Genomic DNA, 14345 nt, shown 5'->3' with positions numbered 1-14345 from the left:
CGCAGTCAGCCGGCAAGCCGACCGTCCCGATAGTCGCGCAGCGCCTGTTCGATTTCCTCGCGGCTGTTCATTACGAATGGCCCGTACTGCACTATGGGCTCGCCAAGCGGCTTGCCTGCCAGAATCAACAACCGCGCTCCGGCTGCCCCCGACTCGACTGAAAGCTGCCCGCTTTTGCTCAGCCGACCGAGCTGACCGGCCCGTAATGGCGCCTCGCCAACCCTGACATCCCCTTCGTACACATATAACAGCACATTCAGATGATCGGCTATCGCCGTGCTGAAAGCCTGATTCGGCTTGAGATGCACGTCGACATACAAGGGTTCGGTGGGTTTGTTCTGAACCGGACCGGCCAAGGTTTGGCCTGCTACTTCAAGGGAGCCCGCAATAACCTTGAGCTGGCCGCCGGAGACGTCGTGAAAGGGGAATGCTTCAGCAGGCATGTCGCGATAGCTGGCTGGTTGCAACTTGTGCTCGGCGGGCAAGTTGACCCAGAGCTGGAAACCACGCATCAGACCAGAGCTCTGCTGCGGCATTTCCGAGTGGATTATGCCCCGGCCTGCGGTCATCCACTGCACGCCGCCAGGCTCGAGCAGGCCCTGGTTGCCCAGATGGTCCTGATGGAGCATCCGGCCTTCAAGCATATAGGTAACCGTTTCGAAGCCGCGGTGTGGGTGAGACGGAAAGCCACCGATATACTCCGACGCTTCGTCGGAGCCGAACTCATCCAGCATCAGAAACGGGTCGAAACGTTCGGCCCCTTGTCCGCCGAATATTCGCGTGAGCTTGACCCCGTCACCGTCGGACGTGGCTCGACCGACGATCGTTTCAATCAGCTCTCTTTTCTGTTCGGACATAAAGCACCTCCATTAAGGATATGCTTGATATTCTATGGCCGGATAAGTCGATTTAATAACGCGAAAAACGCAGGAAACCTATCGATAAGATCGATTAGTTGGCTAGCTCGTCTTCACGTTCAAGTTCAGCGATGATGCGGTCATAGGCCTCGCAAGCGCTGTGGCGATCCCGTGTGGGGTCCCGTTCCTGGAACTTCAGCAGCTTTTCATGGAGCGCAGCGGCCTTTTCGGGATTGTTGTCTGCGATGCGGTTGATGGTTTCCGCAGCCACTTCTGCCCGGTGCATGGCGTCTTCAGGGGTACATGTCTGTGCAGAAACGGGGAGGGCGAAGGCAGAAAGCACACAGGCTAGCGCCAGGTTATTACGAATTGTCATTTTGAACCTCGTGTACCCATCAAGGGCTTTATAAGGCTGTATGTTAGCGCTTAGCCGCTTCCTGTCCAAGCCGCCCGGGGAGCACTGCGGCGTTTGGGCGCAGGGTCAATTGGGCTGACAATCCAGGGTGGCGGTGGATTTCACATCCCGATAGCTGCCTTGCAAGCGCAACGTTGCCTGTTCGCCCGGCGCTACATCTGTTGGCCGGGACGGATTCATATTGGGCTCGTCCGGAGCCGGCTTCAGCTGGCAGAGCGCGTTCACATCGCTGTTATTGGTGACCTGAACCAGATCCACACCGGACGCATCCGGGCCGCGTGTGGGATCGGTAACGAGGATACGGCTATCAATATCGAGCCCGTTCAGCTCCTGATTCAAGGAAGCTTCATTAGCCGTGACCGCGAGGGGCAGGCAGAGGACGGCCCCGCAGGCTTTGATCAAGGTATTCATAATGGTCTCCGGCTATCCGTATGCATGTAGTGCTTTGAAAGCCGTGCTTTAGCCATAGTTCCTCGATCCCTGCGGCTATAACGCAGCAAGGCGGCCGAAGCCGCCCTGGTGCGTGTTACCGAAAGCGCCTAGTAGCGTTCCAGCCAGTGCGCGTAGGGCGCCGGCAGCGTCCAGGAGGGACGTTCGACCTCCAGCTCCCGTGCTGCCTGGTAGCTCCAGTGCGGGTTGGCCAGATGCGCCTTGCCAATCAGCGCCTGATCCAGCTGGCCTGTGGCAATGGCCTGTTCGGCAACTTTTGGATCGCCGAAGCCCCACGCCGAAGAGACCGGTATGCCGGCTTCATCCCGGACCCGCTGGGCAATCGGACCCATAAATCCGGGTGCCCAGGGCACGCGTCCGCCGGGAATCGTAAAGCCGATGCTGACGCTGAGCAGGTCCAGGCCACCGGCCTTCATGCGTCGGGTCAGTTCGATTGACTCGGACAGGGTCTGCTCGTCGCGGCCATCAAATTCGATCACGCCGAAACGCGCGGTAAGAGGCAGATGCTCGGGCCATACTTCGCGCACCGCCGCCAGGGTTTCTAGCAGGAAACGACTGCGGTTTTCGAAGCTGCCGCCGTATTGGTCGTCACGCTGGTTGGAATGCTCGGAGAAAAAAGACTGCGCCAGATAGCCATGGGCGAAGTGCAGTTCGAGCCACTCGAATCCGACGTCACGAGCGCGAATAGCCGCGTCAACAAAGTCCTGACGCACGCGGGCGATGTCATCCAGCGTCATGGCCCTGGGCTGCTTCGGCAGGTTGGCACCGAAGGCAATAGCGGAGGGTGCGATGGTTTGCCATCCGTTTGGATCGTCGTTGGGGATATGGTCATCACCTTCCCATGGACGATTGGCGCTGGCTTTGCGTCCGGCGTGCGCAATCTGGATGCCGGGTACCGAGCCGGCCGCCTTGATTGCTTTCACCGCAGGGATGAATGCCTGCGCCAACTGGTCGTTCCAGATGCCGGCACAGCCGGGGGAGATGCGACCTTCCGGCGACACGGCAGTGGCTTCTACTACCACCAGACCCGCGCCGCCACGGGCCAGCGAGGCGAGATGCACCTGGTGCCAGTCATTGATCAGACCGTCCTCGGCTGAGTACATGCACATGGGTGGAACCGCAATCCGATTGCGTAGGGTGACGTCCTTGAGCTTGAAAGGCTGGAACAGTGCGGACATGAAGACTCCTTCGGAGTGTGCAGGTGGATACTTGATGGTTCTGTAGTTCGATAATATTGGAACTATGGTCCTTTAGCAAACCCCGGTGTATTATTCGCCCTATGCGACCCTACAAACATCCGCCTGCCAGTGATCTCGTTCTTGAACGCGTGCTTTATGCGCTTAGCGATCCGGTGCGTATGGAAATTGTGCGCAAATTGTCCGCAGTGGGGGAAGCCAGCTGCGGCGAGCTGGACGGCGGTCGTCCTAAATCCAGCATGTCCCATCATTTCCGGGTGCTGCGCGACTGTGGCCTGGTGTGTACCCTCGCAGTGGGCACCATGCATATGAATTCGCTTCGCCGGGAAGAACTGGATCAGCGCTTCCCAGGTTTGTTGGATGCGATTCTCTCAAGCGGCTGATCCGGCTCCGTAGATATCTGCCGCGATCAACAGGCGGAGGTCAGTTCGCGTCGCTCCTGGCGCATGATGAGCAGCAACAGCAGCATTCCCACTGCCATAAGCCCCGCTGCTATGAACAAGGCTCCGCGATAGCTGCCGCTGATCATCGCGATGTAGCCGGCCATGGCAGGGGCTATAACCTGCGCTACCCCATAACTCAATGTAAGGCGCGCCATGGCTTTGGACGGATTGGCGGGAAAGTGACGGCCGATAATCGATAGCGTCAGGCTGACAATGCCTACAAAGGTGATACCGAACAGCCCGGCGCTGAGCAGATTGGCAAAAGCGCCGCTACTGATGGCCGGGAGCAGGATCGAAAGAATTTGTAACCCGTAGGCCAGCAGCAAAGCAGTTAGCCCTCCGACCAATCCCGCCACGCGGTCCCACAGGAAACTTGCCGGTGCCGCCGCCAGGCCAACTACCACCCAGACCCAGGGACCATTGCCAGCGAACACAGGTAACTGTTCCACAATCGCGACAATGAAGGTGGCACTGATCACGAATCCGACCCCGGCGCAGAAATAGGCAGCGATAAACAACCACATCCAGGTCGAGGAGGGCGCAGACGGCGGCTGCTCAGTCGTGCCCTCAGCGGATCGCACCGGGACTGGCGCCGGCAGCCAGAACCAGGCGGGCAGAAAGAACAGGATGCCAAGCAAGCCCAGCCCGATCCACTGACTGTCCCAGGCGAGGGTGCCCACCATGGCGCTGACGGCCAGACCGGATACGACGATCCCGGCACCCAGGCCGGCGAAGTGCAGCCCCAGCTCTGGTTTATGGCCATGGTTGATCAGCCAGTTGAGCACCAGCCCCGAGGCAATCAACAGGCCGCCAGCGCTGGAAACCCCCGCGATAAAACGGAACGTAGCCCACAGGTAGAGATTATCGGTCAGCCCCATGGCAGCCGTGCTGAACACTGCAATCAGCAGACCCGCGCGATAGAAGAGAAATTTGCGTTGCAGGTCGTTGGTGGTTGCAGCGAGGAGCGCCCCGGCCATGTAGCCCATGTAGTTGAAGGTAGCCAGCCAACCACCGGCGAGATCGCTCAGGCCTGCGCCGTCGCGCATGACCGGCAGCAAGGGTGTATAGGCGAAGCGGGCCAGGCCAACGGTCAGAATCAGCGCGCAGACGCCGGCAAGTATTACCCGGGTGCGGTCAACGGAGCGGGTGGCACACAGAACGGTAGATGACGACATGCAGTTCTCGTTTATCTGACAGGCTTACAAGGATCGCGATTTTCGTTGCATACGGCTATTCGACCAAGGACGGCCATGTCATTAGTCAGCGCGGCCGAACTGTCTCGGCTTAAGTCCCTCCAAAGAGGGCACATTGAGCTTAGGAGTACAGCCATGAATGAGGATCAGAAGAAACTCACCAACCGTCAGGGCCATCCCGTCCACGATAACCAGAGTTTGCGTAGCGTAGGCGAACGCGGACCCGCGACGTTGGAAAATTATCAGTTCATCGAGAAAATTACCCATTTCGATCGAGAACGTATACCGGAGCGCGTCGTCCATGCCCGGGGTACCGCAGCGCACGGTTATTTCGAGGCGTACGGCAAGATCGGCGACGAGCCGGCAAGCAAGTACACCCGCGCCCCGGTAATGGCGCAGGCGGGCGAGAAAACTCCCGTGTTTTTGCGTTTTTCCACCGTGATTGGGGGTAAGGAGTCGCCAGAAACAGCACGCGACCCGCGCGGCTTTGCCATCAAGTTCTACACGCGTGAGGGCAACTGGGATCTGGTCGGCAACAATCTGAAGATTTTCTTCATCCGCGATGCGATCAAGTTTCCCGACATGATCCATGCGTTCAAGCCCGACCCGATCAGCAATCGCCAGGAAGCCTGGCGCTTCTACGATTTCGTCCAGCATCATCCGGAATCGCTGCATATGGTCACCTGGGTCAAAAGCCCCTGGGGCATTCCGGCCAACTATCGGCAAATGGAAGGCTCCAGCGTCAATACCTACAAGCTGGTCAACGAGCAGGGCGAGGCGGTGCTGTGCAAATTCTCCTTCGAACCGAAACTGGGGGTGAAGAATCTGACCAGCGAGCAAGCGGCGGAAATACAGAAGCATGACGTGGGTCACGCTACCCGTGATCTCTACGATGCCATCGAGCGCGGCGAGTACCCCGAGTGGGAGATGTGCGTGCAGGTTATGGCTGACGGCGAACACCCTGAGCTGAATTTCGACCCGCTCGATGACACCAAGCGCTGGCCTGAGGAGCAGTTTCCCTTGCTGCCGGTGGGCCGGTTGGTGCTTGACCGCAACCCCTCGAACTTCTTCGCCGAGACCGAGCAGGCTGCTTTCGGTACCGGCGTGCTGGTAGACGGGATCGACTTTTCGGATGACAAGATGCTGCAGGGCCGGACGCTGTCGTACTCCGATACCCAGCGCTACCGGGTCGGCGCCAACTACCTGCAACTGCCGATCAATGCGCCCAAATGTCCCTTCGCCACCAACCAGCGTGACGGGCAGATGGCGCACTATGTAGACAGCGGCGGTGAAAACCCGCATGTCAATTATGAGCCCAGCTCGCAAAACGGGCTTGAGGAGGCACCCTATCCGGGCACCGAGTACAAGCAGTGGATCGAGGGCCATCTGGGCCGCTACCAGACCACCAAGACCGAGGCTGATTACAGTCAGGTGGGGGAGCGCTATCGAAGTTTCGAAGACTGGGAGCGGGACGATCTGATCAACAATCTGGTTGCGGACATGAAAGAGTGCCCGGAAAACATCCAGCTGCGGATGATCTGGCATTTCTGGCATTGCGATGAGGATTACGGCCGCCGCGTAGCGGAGGGGGCCGGGGTTGATCTGGAAAAAGCCAAAGCGTTGCCACCGCTGGAAACCCGGCCCGCGCCGGGACAGAACTTCACCGGCTAACGCCTACCGCAAGGGCACCATGACGCTTGCTGCGCCATGGTACCCGCCTTGTTTTCAGCTCAAGCCGTCAAAGGTTGCATAGGGGTTATTGCAGGGAATTCTGAAACCAATGAAGTTTACCTGCGCGTTCGGTTCGCCCTGTTTTTTCAGGTAATCGGTCGTTACCAGAAAGTCCGTTACCAGCTTGCGCTCGAATTCATCCACCTTGGCGTTGGTGTAGCCCGTGCCAAGCCCCGTACCCGAGCGGATCCGGTAGAGTCCGATGACGGCGGCGAGTTTTTCTTCGCCATATTCTTCGGCAAACGCATCAACGAAGTTGTTCTCCTGTTCCTCCGTCATCTGGTAATCACCGATGTATTCGTGCAGCAGCGCGGGAATAAAGCTGTGGCTGTCCTCAAAGACGATAGCTGCCGACCCAAGCGCTGCCACACTCACCGTGGCGGCCGATAAAGCCAGAAATTTCCGACGATTCATGGGCGCTCCTTAACTGTAGAGTCTGTCTGCCGCGCGGATCGACAGCGCCGCCGCGGTCAGGCTGGGGTTGGCCGGTGAGCAGCTCGGGTAGGTTGAGGTTCCGACCACCATCAGGTTCCGCTTGCTATGGTGGATCATGTTGCCATCGACCACCGAACCGTCTCCCGCTTCGCCTATTCGCAGCGTGCCTTGAACATGGGATTCAGTGATGCGCTTCCTGCGGTAGTGAATGGATTCGACCGGTAGCGGCTCGAGCAGCTCACCAAGGTGCTCCAATGCATACTCAATGCCTTTCTCGGCGTACGCTGACTCGCCGTGATAGTTGATGATGGCGTTTCCGGTTGCGGCGTCCAGCGTAATGCGGTTATCCACGTGCGGCACGTCTTCGGTGACCAGCATCAGCGGCAGCGTTTCGTTCCAGCGGCCACGCTCGGTACGGAGCCCATGCGGCCAGCGGTTCTCGAAGTAAATCAGGCAGGCCGAGCGCTCCTTGCGGAAATCCCCGTCATAGAATGCGTAGTTCAGGCCGGTGGTAATAGTGCTGCCATCAAAGTTGCCAAGCCCGTCCAGATACACTTCGATATCCGCGCCTACCTGCTCATGCAGACCCATGCCGGTCTGGCCATGGGTGATATCCGAGCGAAGCAGGATGGCGGGGCTCTGAATGGCATTGGCGCCGAGCACGAACAGATCACCGAACACCCTGAACTGCTCACCGTCCGAAGAAATGGTGGCGCCGCTGATGGTGTCGCCTGAGTACTCAAGCGTGCGCACTTCGCTGTTCAGGCAGACATCCACTTTCGGATGGCTATAGAGTTCGGCGAAACCGTTTTCGGCCGTGAACTTTGCATTGACCGGACACAGGTTGCAGGTGGCGGTCGCGCAGCATGCATTACGCGTGTTCGTCGCTACCCGGGCACGGCCGGTGGGCATGATGAAGTGATGATCAGGCATGGCCGTCTTCATCAGCCTGTCGATAGCCGAGCCTTTGTGCGGTGGCTGAGGGAAGTCCTGGCTGCGCGGCAGCATGCGGGCCATATCAGGATCGCCGGCAATCGACATGATGTTCTCGGCGCGGCAATAGTAAGGCTCCAGCTCGTCATAGCCGAATGGCCAGTCATGCCCGACCCCGTAGAGAGATTGGGTGTGAAAATCGTTGGGATGAAAGCGCGGGGTTTGCGAATACCAACAGTTCATGCCGCCGCCCAGCCCGATGGTCATGTTCCAGGGCTTTTCGCCGCGGTTGGTGTAGGTGTTCTCGGGGCTGATCACGGAATTGCGTTGTGCTTCAATCTGCCACGCCCAGGGGTGAAAGTCGCCCCATTCGATGATCAGGGCGCGGCCTTCGAGATGCTTGAGAGCTTCGTTGAGAAAAAAGGTAGAGCCGAATCCGGAGCCAATAACGATCAGTTCATAGTGTTTCTCATGTATTGCTCGTGCGCTTACTCTGTTTATATCCATGAATATCCTTGCCGGCAGGTAACCAGTCGGTCGCCTACCTTTTTGATTTTTATCACAAAAAACAGCGCATCGATCCTTTGTGTCCGTCGCGCCATTGCCTTAGAGCATGCTCGGCCGCGTGGGTTCACCTAAAAAGGTGATGAACAGGACATACGGCATCTGAACCGCGCGCCCCGAACGCTGAACCCAGGACCTTGGACGGTGGACGACGGGTCGAAGAAAAGGGCGATAGCGTGTCGAAAATTTATCCGTCACACCGTTAAGCAGTTGGCGTCCGGGTTTAAACTGGGTGAAAACCGTTCCACGGGTGAATGCAATGAGCCATGTTTTGCACCGCAGTCTCGTCCAGTCCTATCCGGTTGCCGTGAAGGGCGAGGGCGTCTATCTGATCGACTCGACAGGCAAGCGCTATCTGGATGCCTGTGGCGGGGCAGCGGTGTCCTGTCTCGGTCATAGTGACCCGGCCGTGATTCCCGCGATCCAGCGACAGGTTGGCGAACTGGCTTACGCACACAGCTCTTTCTTCACGTCCGAGCCGATGGAGCAACTGGCGGCCTTTCTTGCCGCCAGAGCGCCCGGCTCGCTGGATTACGTGTATTTCGTATCGGGTGGTTCGGAGGCCGTCGAGTCAGCGCTGAAACTGGCACGCCAGTATTTTGTCGGGAAGGGCGAGCCCGAGCGCAGGCATATCATTTCCCGGCGGCAGAGCTATCACGGTAACACGTTGGGCGCCCTGGCCACCGGGGGCAATGTGTGGCGCCGGGCCCAGTTCGAGCCGTTGCTGGTCGAGACGCATCAGGTCAGCCCCTGCTATGCCTATCGCGAGATGCGTCCGGGCGAGACCGAAGCGGTGTTCGTCCGTCGCCTGGCTGACGAACTTGAGTCCAAAATCCTTGAACTGGGTCCGGATCAGGTCATGGCATTTATTGCCGAGCCGGTCGTCGGCGCTACCCTCGGTGCGGTGCCGCCGGTGGCTGATTACTTTCGTCTGATCCGACAAGTGTGTGATCGCTACGGTGTGTTGCTGATTGCCGATGAGGTGATGTGCGGCATGGGGCGCACGGGTAGTCTGTTCGTTTCGGCCCAGGAGCAGGTCGAGCCGGATATTCTGTGCATCGCCAAGGGGCTGGGGGCAGGCTATCAACCCATTGGCGCTACCCTGGTCAGCGAGCAGATTGTCCGGACACTCCGGGAAGGCAGCGGGTTCTTCCAGCATGGGCACACCTATATCGGACACGCGACTGCCTGCGCTGCGGCGCTGGCAGTGCAACAGCAAATCGAGTCGCGTCAGCTGCTGTCTCAGGTGGTGAGCATGGGACGTAAGCTGCATGCAGGTTTGCAGTCTCAGCTTGGCGATTTACCCTACATCGGTGATATCCGTGGGCGCGGGTTGTTCCGCGGTATCGAGCTGGTGCGCGATCGCGATACCAAGGCACCTTTCAGCTCAGAACTTAAGCTGCACGCACGTATCAAAGCAAAGGCGATGGAGCTGGGGCTGATGTGTTACCCCATGGGTGGGACGGTCAACGGCCGCGACGGTGACCATATTCTGCTGGCGCCGCCTTTCATCATCGAAGATACCCATGTCGAAGAGATCGTTGAGCGACTGAGCGAGTCCATCCGTTCGGTCATGCGCGGCATATGAATGAGACAATGACTATGTATTCCCGGCTGAGCGAGTTACGTCCCGAAGCAATGAGCTTGAAGCAGAAGGAAGTCCTTGAGGAAATACTGCGCGGGCCAAGGCAGAATCTCGATGGCCCGTTTCTGGCGTGGATTCACAGTCCCGAACTGGCCAACCAGGCACAGCGGCTTGGTGCATTCTGCCGCTACCATTCGTCCATCCCGTTGCGTTTTAGCGAACTGGCGATTCTTACCACTGCTGCGCTCTGGCAATCCCAGGCCGAATGGCTCATCCATGAACCCATCGCTCTTGAGAACGGCTTGAGCCCGGATATTGTGGATGCGTTGCGTGTCGGTCGAGAACCTCACTTCGAGGATGAGAAGGAGCGAACCGTCTATCAATTGACCCAGTCGCTATATCAGCATCGCCGGGTGCCGGACGCGCTATATAACCAGGCTCGGGAGCTGTTTGGCGAGCCGGCGCTGGTCGAGCTGGTGGGCATCCTCGGCTACTACGCCATGGTCGCCATGACCCTGAATGTGTTTGATGTCAGGCTGCAAACCGATCGGCCGCTGCCTTTTCCCGAGCCCTAGGGTCTATTGCCGTTTCATCGCGAGCTGCACTATTCGAGCTCGCTGAGCATGTCCGGCGGAACATCCCTGCGGTGGGCGAGGCTGGTGTCGCCCGTGTCAGGGTGAAACACGATCAGTATGTCGCCCCGTTCAAGTTGCTTCCTCAGTTGAGTCACACGCTGCTCCAGGGGCGCGTCGAAACCGTTGTCAGTGCCGTCGCGCGTAACGAAGTCCTCAAGCATGTTTTCCAGAATTGTTGGGTCGAGCATGTGGTGGGGTATCAGCATGACGTCTAACTCTCATATGACTGTCTGATTGGGTGCAGATGGTACACTGCCGCCTTTTTATGGGTAGGTCGCCCGGGAAATCGCTTGCAAGGTTAACTGTTTTGGCCCGCGCTATCGCTCGCTTGTTCCCCGAACGACCAGCTCTTCGCCCTGGCAGATGCCTGCCGTTAGGTCCCTCAGAGGTTCTCCGAAGTTAATTCATGATTACCGATCCGCTGTTCTATCTGTGCGCCATTCCCGCAGTCCTGCTTTATGGTGTTGCCAAAGGCGGTTTTGGCGGCAACATTGCCATCCTCTCCGTGCCGCTTATGTCCCTGGTGATGGCTCCGCAGACCGCCGCTGCGATTCTGTTGCCCATTCTCTGCACCATGGATCTGGTCGCACTGCGTACCTTCCGCGGACGCTGGAGCACGCCCAATCTGCGGATTATCGTGCCGGCTGCGATGCTCGGGATAACACTGGCTGCGCTGACCTTTCGCATGATGAGCGAAGCTCATATCCAGGTAATGATCGGTGTCATTGCGCTGGCCTTCGTGCTGAATATCTGGCTGCGCCGCAGTGAGCCGCCTGTCAAGCAGATCAGCCGGGTCCGCGGCGGCTTCTGGGGCCTGGTCTCCGGCTTTACCAGCTTCGGTATTCATGCCGGCGGCCCACCGATCAATGTGTACCTGCTGCCGCAGAAAATGGAGAAAACCCTGCTGATGGGCACCATTGCGGTGTTCTTTGCCGCGGTAAACTTCGCCAAGGTGCCTGGCTACATTCTGCTGGACCAGTTCACTCCAGCCAATCTGTGGACGTCGCTGGTGTTGTTGCCGCTGGCACCGATTGGCGTGCGCATGGGCTTCTGGATGCTCCACCGAACCAATGAAAAGCTTATCTATCAGCTGTGTTACGTCTTCCTGTTTTTCACCGGCGGCAAGTTGCTTTACGAAGGGACGATGGCCCTTGTGAGCGGTTGATGACTGTCAGTTTGATGTGTTCCGACGTTTGCCGCGTATCAGGTCGCGCAGCAGAAAGCGGTTAGGGTGTACTGCTTCAGCTAGCTCTCTTGGCAGTGGTAAGGGTTCGCCCTCGATCCAGGCTGCCAGCAGCTCACCACTGAGTGGACAGCTGATCAGGCCGCGGGAGCCATGCCCTGCATTGACATACAACCCATGGTGCCAGACCGTGGGTTCGGTAGGCTTTTTCGAGGCGTCCTTGCTTAGCACCGCGTAGTCCTGCACAAATGCTTCCGCGTCCGCCAGCGGGCCGATCACCGGCAGATAATCGGGCGTGGTACAACGCAGTGCAGCCCTCGCAACAAGCTGATCCGGTTGCAGCGCGGCCGCATCAAGACCTGTTGCCAGCGCCGGGCTCAGCGACTCGAGCAGAGACAGGTTGCTCTGGTTTTCCTCGATGCTGGGTTCGGTATCCAGCCTGTCAAAACGGAAACTCGCTCCCAGATGATGCTCGCCGCGTCGCGCGGGTGATACGTATCCTTCAGAGCACAACACGGTGCTGAGCGCGCGGCTATGCTCGGTCGCTGGCAGGTGGGTGATCTGGCCGCGGATCCGTTTCAGCGGCAGGTGAGCGCTTGGCGTAAAGCGCTGGCTGTCTGCTGCGGCGCAAATAACGGCGATCTCTGCCCGCGCTATTACGTCGTCTTCTTCATTCAAGGCCTGCCAGGTACTGTCTTCTCGAGCCAGCTGCAGGGCTTCGCTACAGGCCATCAATTGAATGTTGGGATGCTGTAACAGCGCTTTGCACAGTGCCGGCGGGTTAACCCATCCCCCCTGCGGGAAGAACAGGCCCCCTGCATTCAGCGCCACGCCGGCTAGCTCACTGGCTCGCTGCGCATCAACGCCTTGCAGAAAATGGTCGGGATAGCCCTGATCGGCAAGGGCCTTCAGACGCGCGCTTTCCTTCGGCTCAGCGGACAGCTGAAGCACTCCACAGGCCGCCCAGTTATCCTCGTTCTGAGCAAGCGTTTCGTGTAGTAAGCGGAGGCTGTAGGCGTAGCTTGTTTGAATGAATCGTGAAAGTGGCGTCTGGTGTGGTGACAGCTTGCAGTACAGGATGCCCTGCGGATTGCCGGATGCTTCCTGCGCTTCGCTGGCGTGGCGTTCGATCAGTGTCACCTGCCAACCGCGGCGGGCCAGGGAGAACGCGGTACAACATCCCGCCAGGCCCGCTCCGATTATCAGTGCCCGGCGTCCACCTGTAACGGGCCGGGCGGGGCGGGCATACCAGGGTGCGTGCCAGGGTTGGTCCGGGGCGCCAGTAAAGGCACCGGCAAGCATTTCACGCTTGCGGCCGAAACCCTTGACCTTGCGCATCTCGAAGCCGGCCGCTTGCAGCCCGCGGCGTACGGCGCCCACACTGGTAAAGGTCGCAACCGTGGCCCCGGAAGTGGAAAGCCGGGCCATCTGGTCATACAGCGGTTGCTGCCACATGTCCGGGTTCTTTGCCGGGGCAAAACCATCCAGGAACCAGGCGTCCACGCTTGCCTCAAGCTGCGGCAGTGTTTCCAGCAGATCACCAACGAGCAGCGTCAGGGTCACCCGACCGTCAGCGAGACTGAAATGCTGCCAACCCGTAGCGAGATCGGAATACTGTGCCAGCATTTGCGCTGACCAGAACCCAAGCTCGGGCCAGAGGGCCAGGGCGCGCTGCATATCGGTCAGGCTGAGCGGAAATCTTTCGGTGCTGACGAAGTGCAGCCTGGCGCCGGCGGGCGCGAGGGAATCCCATAGTTGCCATGCGCAGAGAAAATTCAGTCCGGTACCGAACCCTGTTTCGGCGATGCAGAAGCGGCTGGTATCGCTCAGCTGCGCCCAGCGCTCGGGCAAGGCGTTGTGCTGAAGAAATACATGACGGGTTTCTTCCAGTCCGGACTCGCGGGAAAAATACACGTCATCGAATTCGACCGAAAAGGGCTGGCCATCGTCAGCCCATGCAAGGTTCGCAAAAGAAGGGGTGGGGGTCACTGAGGCTCCGCTGATCGATTAACGGCGCCATTGTACTCCCGGTGAATCAGCTTCGGCAGTGCTCAACCCAGGTTCGGCAATATCAGCAATAATCCGGTCGCAACGAATACGAGGGCGACACTGGTCAGTTTGGTTCTCTGGAAACGTTTCATGATTCACCCACCTTTCTTGTTTTTGTTCGCAGGACTACTTCCAACCCTGCCGCACCAACTCTTCGGTTGATGCTGTCAATGTGTCAGACCAATCCAGCGGTCCCGACAAGTCTTGGCATTATGCCCGTTCTTCGAGCCTAGCTGCATTCCAGACGTCGGGTTAGATGGTTTTGTTACAAGGAATGGGCGCTATGTCGCGGCTGGAAGTCAGACGAGATGTCAGCAAGCTTGAGTACGCATGGATATGAACGGGACATCGCTACTATCAGGCAACACGGATCAGTTCCCCCTTGGTGAACGAGGGCTAGGGGTATTCACCTGCAATCGTCCAGCTGAATCCGGAGCCCACCTCCCCCACCGGCTGTCAGGCTTGCGCAAGACGCCGTGGACCCATCCCTGGGGGCTTGGTGAAAACATCCCTGTTTTCAACACTTGCTCCAACCTGACAGCCGGCGGGCTCGTTCTGACTCCAGTGTGGTGATGAGCTTTGAGTGTTTTTTCGAGCCGGCAACGAGAATCTCTAAGCGAAGCGTGGCGACAGGCTTGAGCCGACCGTGCGATGACAGGGATGTCATCGACGAGCT

The 14345-nt window shown here is 58.7% G+C and carries 14 protein-coding genes; 5 read left to right on the top strand and 9 right to left on the bottom strand.

Translation table 11 applies throughout. The features are described from left to right. Nucleotides 1–5: 5 nt before the first annotated feature. From FZE95_RS08110 to FZE95_RS08095, 4 genes are all read right to left on the bottom strand, one after another. Nucleotides 6–857 carry a pirin family protein gene (locus tag FZE95_RS08110; RefSeq protein ID WP_150300363.1) on the bottom strand — a complete coding sequence of 284 codons (852 nt, stop codon included), beginning with the start codon at nt 855–857 and terminating at the stop codon, nt 6–8. A gap of 94 nt (nt 858–951) precedes the next feature. After that, nucleotides 952–1233 carry a hypothetical protein gene (locus FZE95_RS08105; RefSeq protein ID WP_150300362.1) on the bottom strand — a complete coding sequence of 94 codons (282 nt, stop codon included), beginning with the start codon at nt 1231–1233 and terminating at the stop codon, nt 952–954. Nucleotides 1234–1338: 105 nt separating this feature from the next. After that, on the bottom strand, nt 1339–1683 hold the full coding sequence (locus tag FZE95_RS08100) for a hypothetical protein (protein ID WP_150300361.1): 345 nt from the start codon (nt 1681–1683) through the stop codon (nt 1339–1341). Between the two features lie 128 nt (nt 1684–1811). Next, nucleotides 1812–2900 carry an NADH:flavin oxidoreductase/NADH oxidase gene (locus FZE95_RS08095; RefSeq protein WP_150300360.1) on the bottom strand — a complete coding sequence of 363 codons (1089 nt, stop codon included), beginning with the start codon at nt 2898–2900 and terminating at the stop codon, nt 1812–1814. 101 nt (nt 2901–3001) lie between these two features. On the opposite strand from FZE95_RS08095, the gene FZE95_RS08090 reads away from it, so the two are divergent. After that, nucleotides 3002–3301, top strand: coding sequence for an ArsR/SmtB family transcription factor (locus FZE95_RS08090; protein WP_150300359.1), 300 nt, complete (start codon nt 3002–3004; stop codon nt 3299–3301). 26 nt (nt 3302–3327) lie between these two features. Here the strand turns inward: FZE95_RS08090 and FZE95_RS08085 are convergent, their stop codons facing one another. Further along, the gene (locus FZE95_RS08085) at nt 3328–4536 is read right to left on the bottom strand and encodes a YbfB/YjiJ family MFS transporter (RefSeq protein WP_150300358.1); all 1209 of its coding nucleotides are present in this window, start codon (nt 4534–4536) and stop codon (nt 3328–3330) included. Nucleotides 4537–4689: 153 nt separating this feature from the next. On the opposite strand from FZE95_RS08085, the gene FZE95_RS08080 reads away from it, so the two are divergent. Further along, nucleotides 4690–6225: a catalase gene (locus tag FZE95_RS08080; RefSeq protein WP_150300357.1), complete on the top strand. Its 1536-nt coding sequence runs from the start codon at nt 4690–4692 to the stop codon at nt 6223–6225. 54 nt (nt 6226–6279) lie between these two features. Here FZE95_RS08080 and FZE95_RS08075 read toward each other — a convergent pair whose 3' ends face one another. Together FZE95_RS08075 and FZE95_RS08070 are read right to left on the bottom strand one after the other, a co-directional pair. Beyond that, nucleotides 6280–6699 carry a hypothetical protein gene (locus FZE95_RS08075; RefSeq protein ID WP_150300356.1) on the bottom strand — a complete coding sequence of 140 codons (420 nt, stop codon included), beginning with the start codon at nt 6697–6699 and terminating at the stop codon, nt 6280–6282. A gap of 9 nt (nt 6700–6708) precedes the next feature. Then, the gene (locus tag FZE95_RS08070) at nt 6709–8160 is read right to left on the bottom strand and encodes a GMC oxidoreductase (protein ID WP_150300355.1); all 1452 of its coding nucleotides are present in this window, start codon (nt 8158–8160) and stop codon (nt 6709–6711) included. Nucleotides 8161–8476: 316 nt separating this feature from the next. Between FZE95_RS08070 and FZE95_RS08065 the strand changes: the two genes are divergently transcribed. Both FZE95_RS08065 and FZE95_RS08060 read left to right on the top strand, forming a co-directional pair. After that, on the top strand, nt 8477–9805 hold the full coding sequence (locus FZE95_RS08065) for an aspartate aminotransferase family protein (protein WP_150300354.1): 1329 nt from the start codon (nt 8477–8479) through the stop codon (nt 9803–9805). Nucleotides 9806–9813: 8 nt separating this feature from the next. Further along, nucleotides 9814–10377, top strand: coding sequence for a carboxymuconolactone decarboxylase family protein (locus tag FZE95_RS08060; protein WP_150300353.1), 564 nt, complete (start codon nt 9814–9816; stop codon nt 10375–10377). Between the two features lie 29 nt (nt 10378–10406). On the opposite strand, the gene FZE95_RS08055 is transcribed toward FZE95_RS08060, so the two are convergent. After that, nucleotides 10407–10643 carry a YheU family protein gene (locus FZE95_RS08055; RefSeq protein ID WP_150300352.1) on the bottom strand — a complete coding sequence of 79 codons (237 nt, stop codon included), beginning with the start codon at nt 10641–10643 and terminating at the stop codon, nt 10407–10409. Between the two features lie 200 nt (nt 10644–10843). Here FZE95_RS08055 and FZE95_RS08050 point away from each other — a divergent pair, with 200 nt between their 5' ends. Further along, nucleotides 10844–11602, top strand: coding sequence for a sulfite exporter TauE/SafE family protein (locus FZE95_RS08050; RefSeq protein ID WP_150300351.1), 759 nt, complete (start codon nt 10844–10846; stop codon nt 11600–11602). A gap of 6 nt (nt 11603–11608) precedes the next feature. Here the strand turns inward: FZE95_RS08050 and mnmC are convergent, their stop codons facing one another. Beyond that, nucleotides 11609–13609 carry a bifunctional tRNA (5-methylaminomethyl-2-thiouridine)(34)-methyltransferase MnmD/FAD-dependent 5-carboxymethylaminomethyl-2-thiouridine(34) oxidoreductase MnmC gene (gene mnmC, locus FZE95_RS08045; protein WP_150300350.1) on the bottom strand — a complete coding sequence of 667 codons (2001 nt, stop codon included), beginning with the start codon at nt 13607–13609 and terminating at the stop codon, nt 11609–11611. Nucleotides 13610–14345: the final 736 nt, after the last annotated feature.

The organism is Pseudomonas profundi (assembly GCF_008638305.1).
Classification (GTDB): Bacteria; Pseudomonadota; Gammaproteobacteria; order Pseudomonadales; family Pseudomonadaceae; genus Halopseudomonas; species Halopseudomonas profundi.
This window is presented reverse-complemented; position numbering and strand designations above follow the sequence as displayed.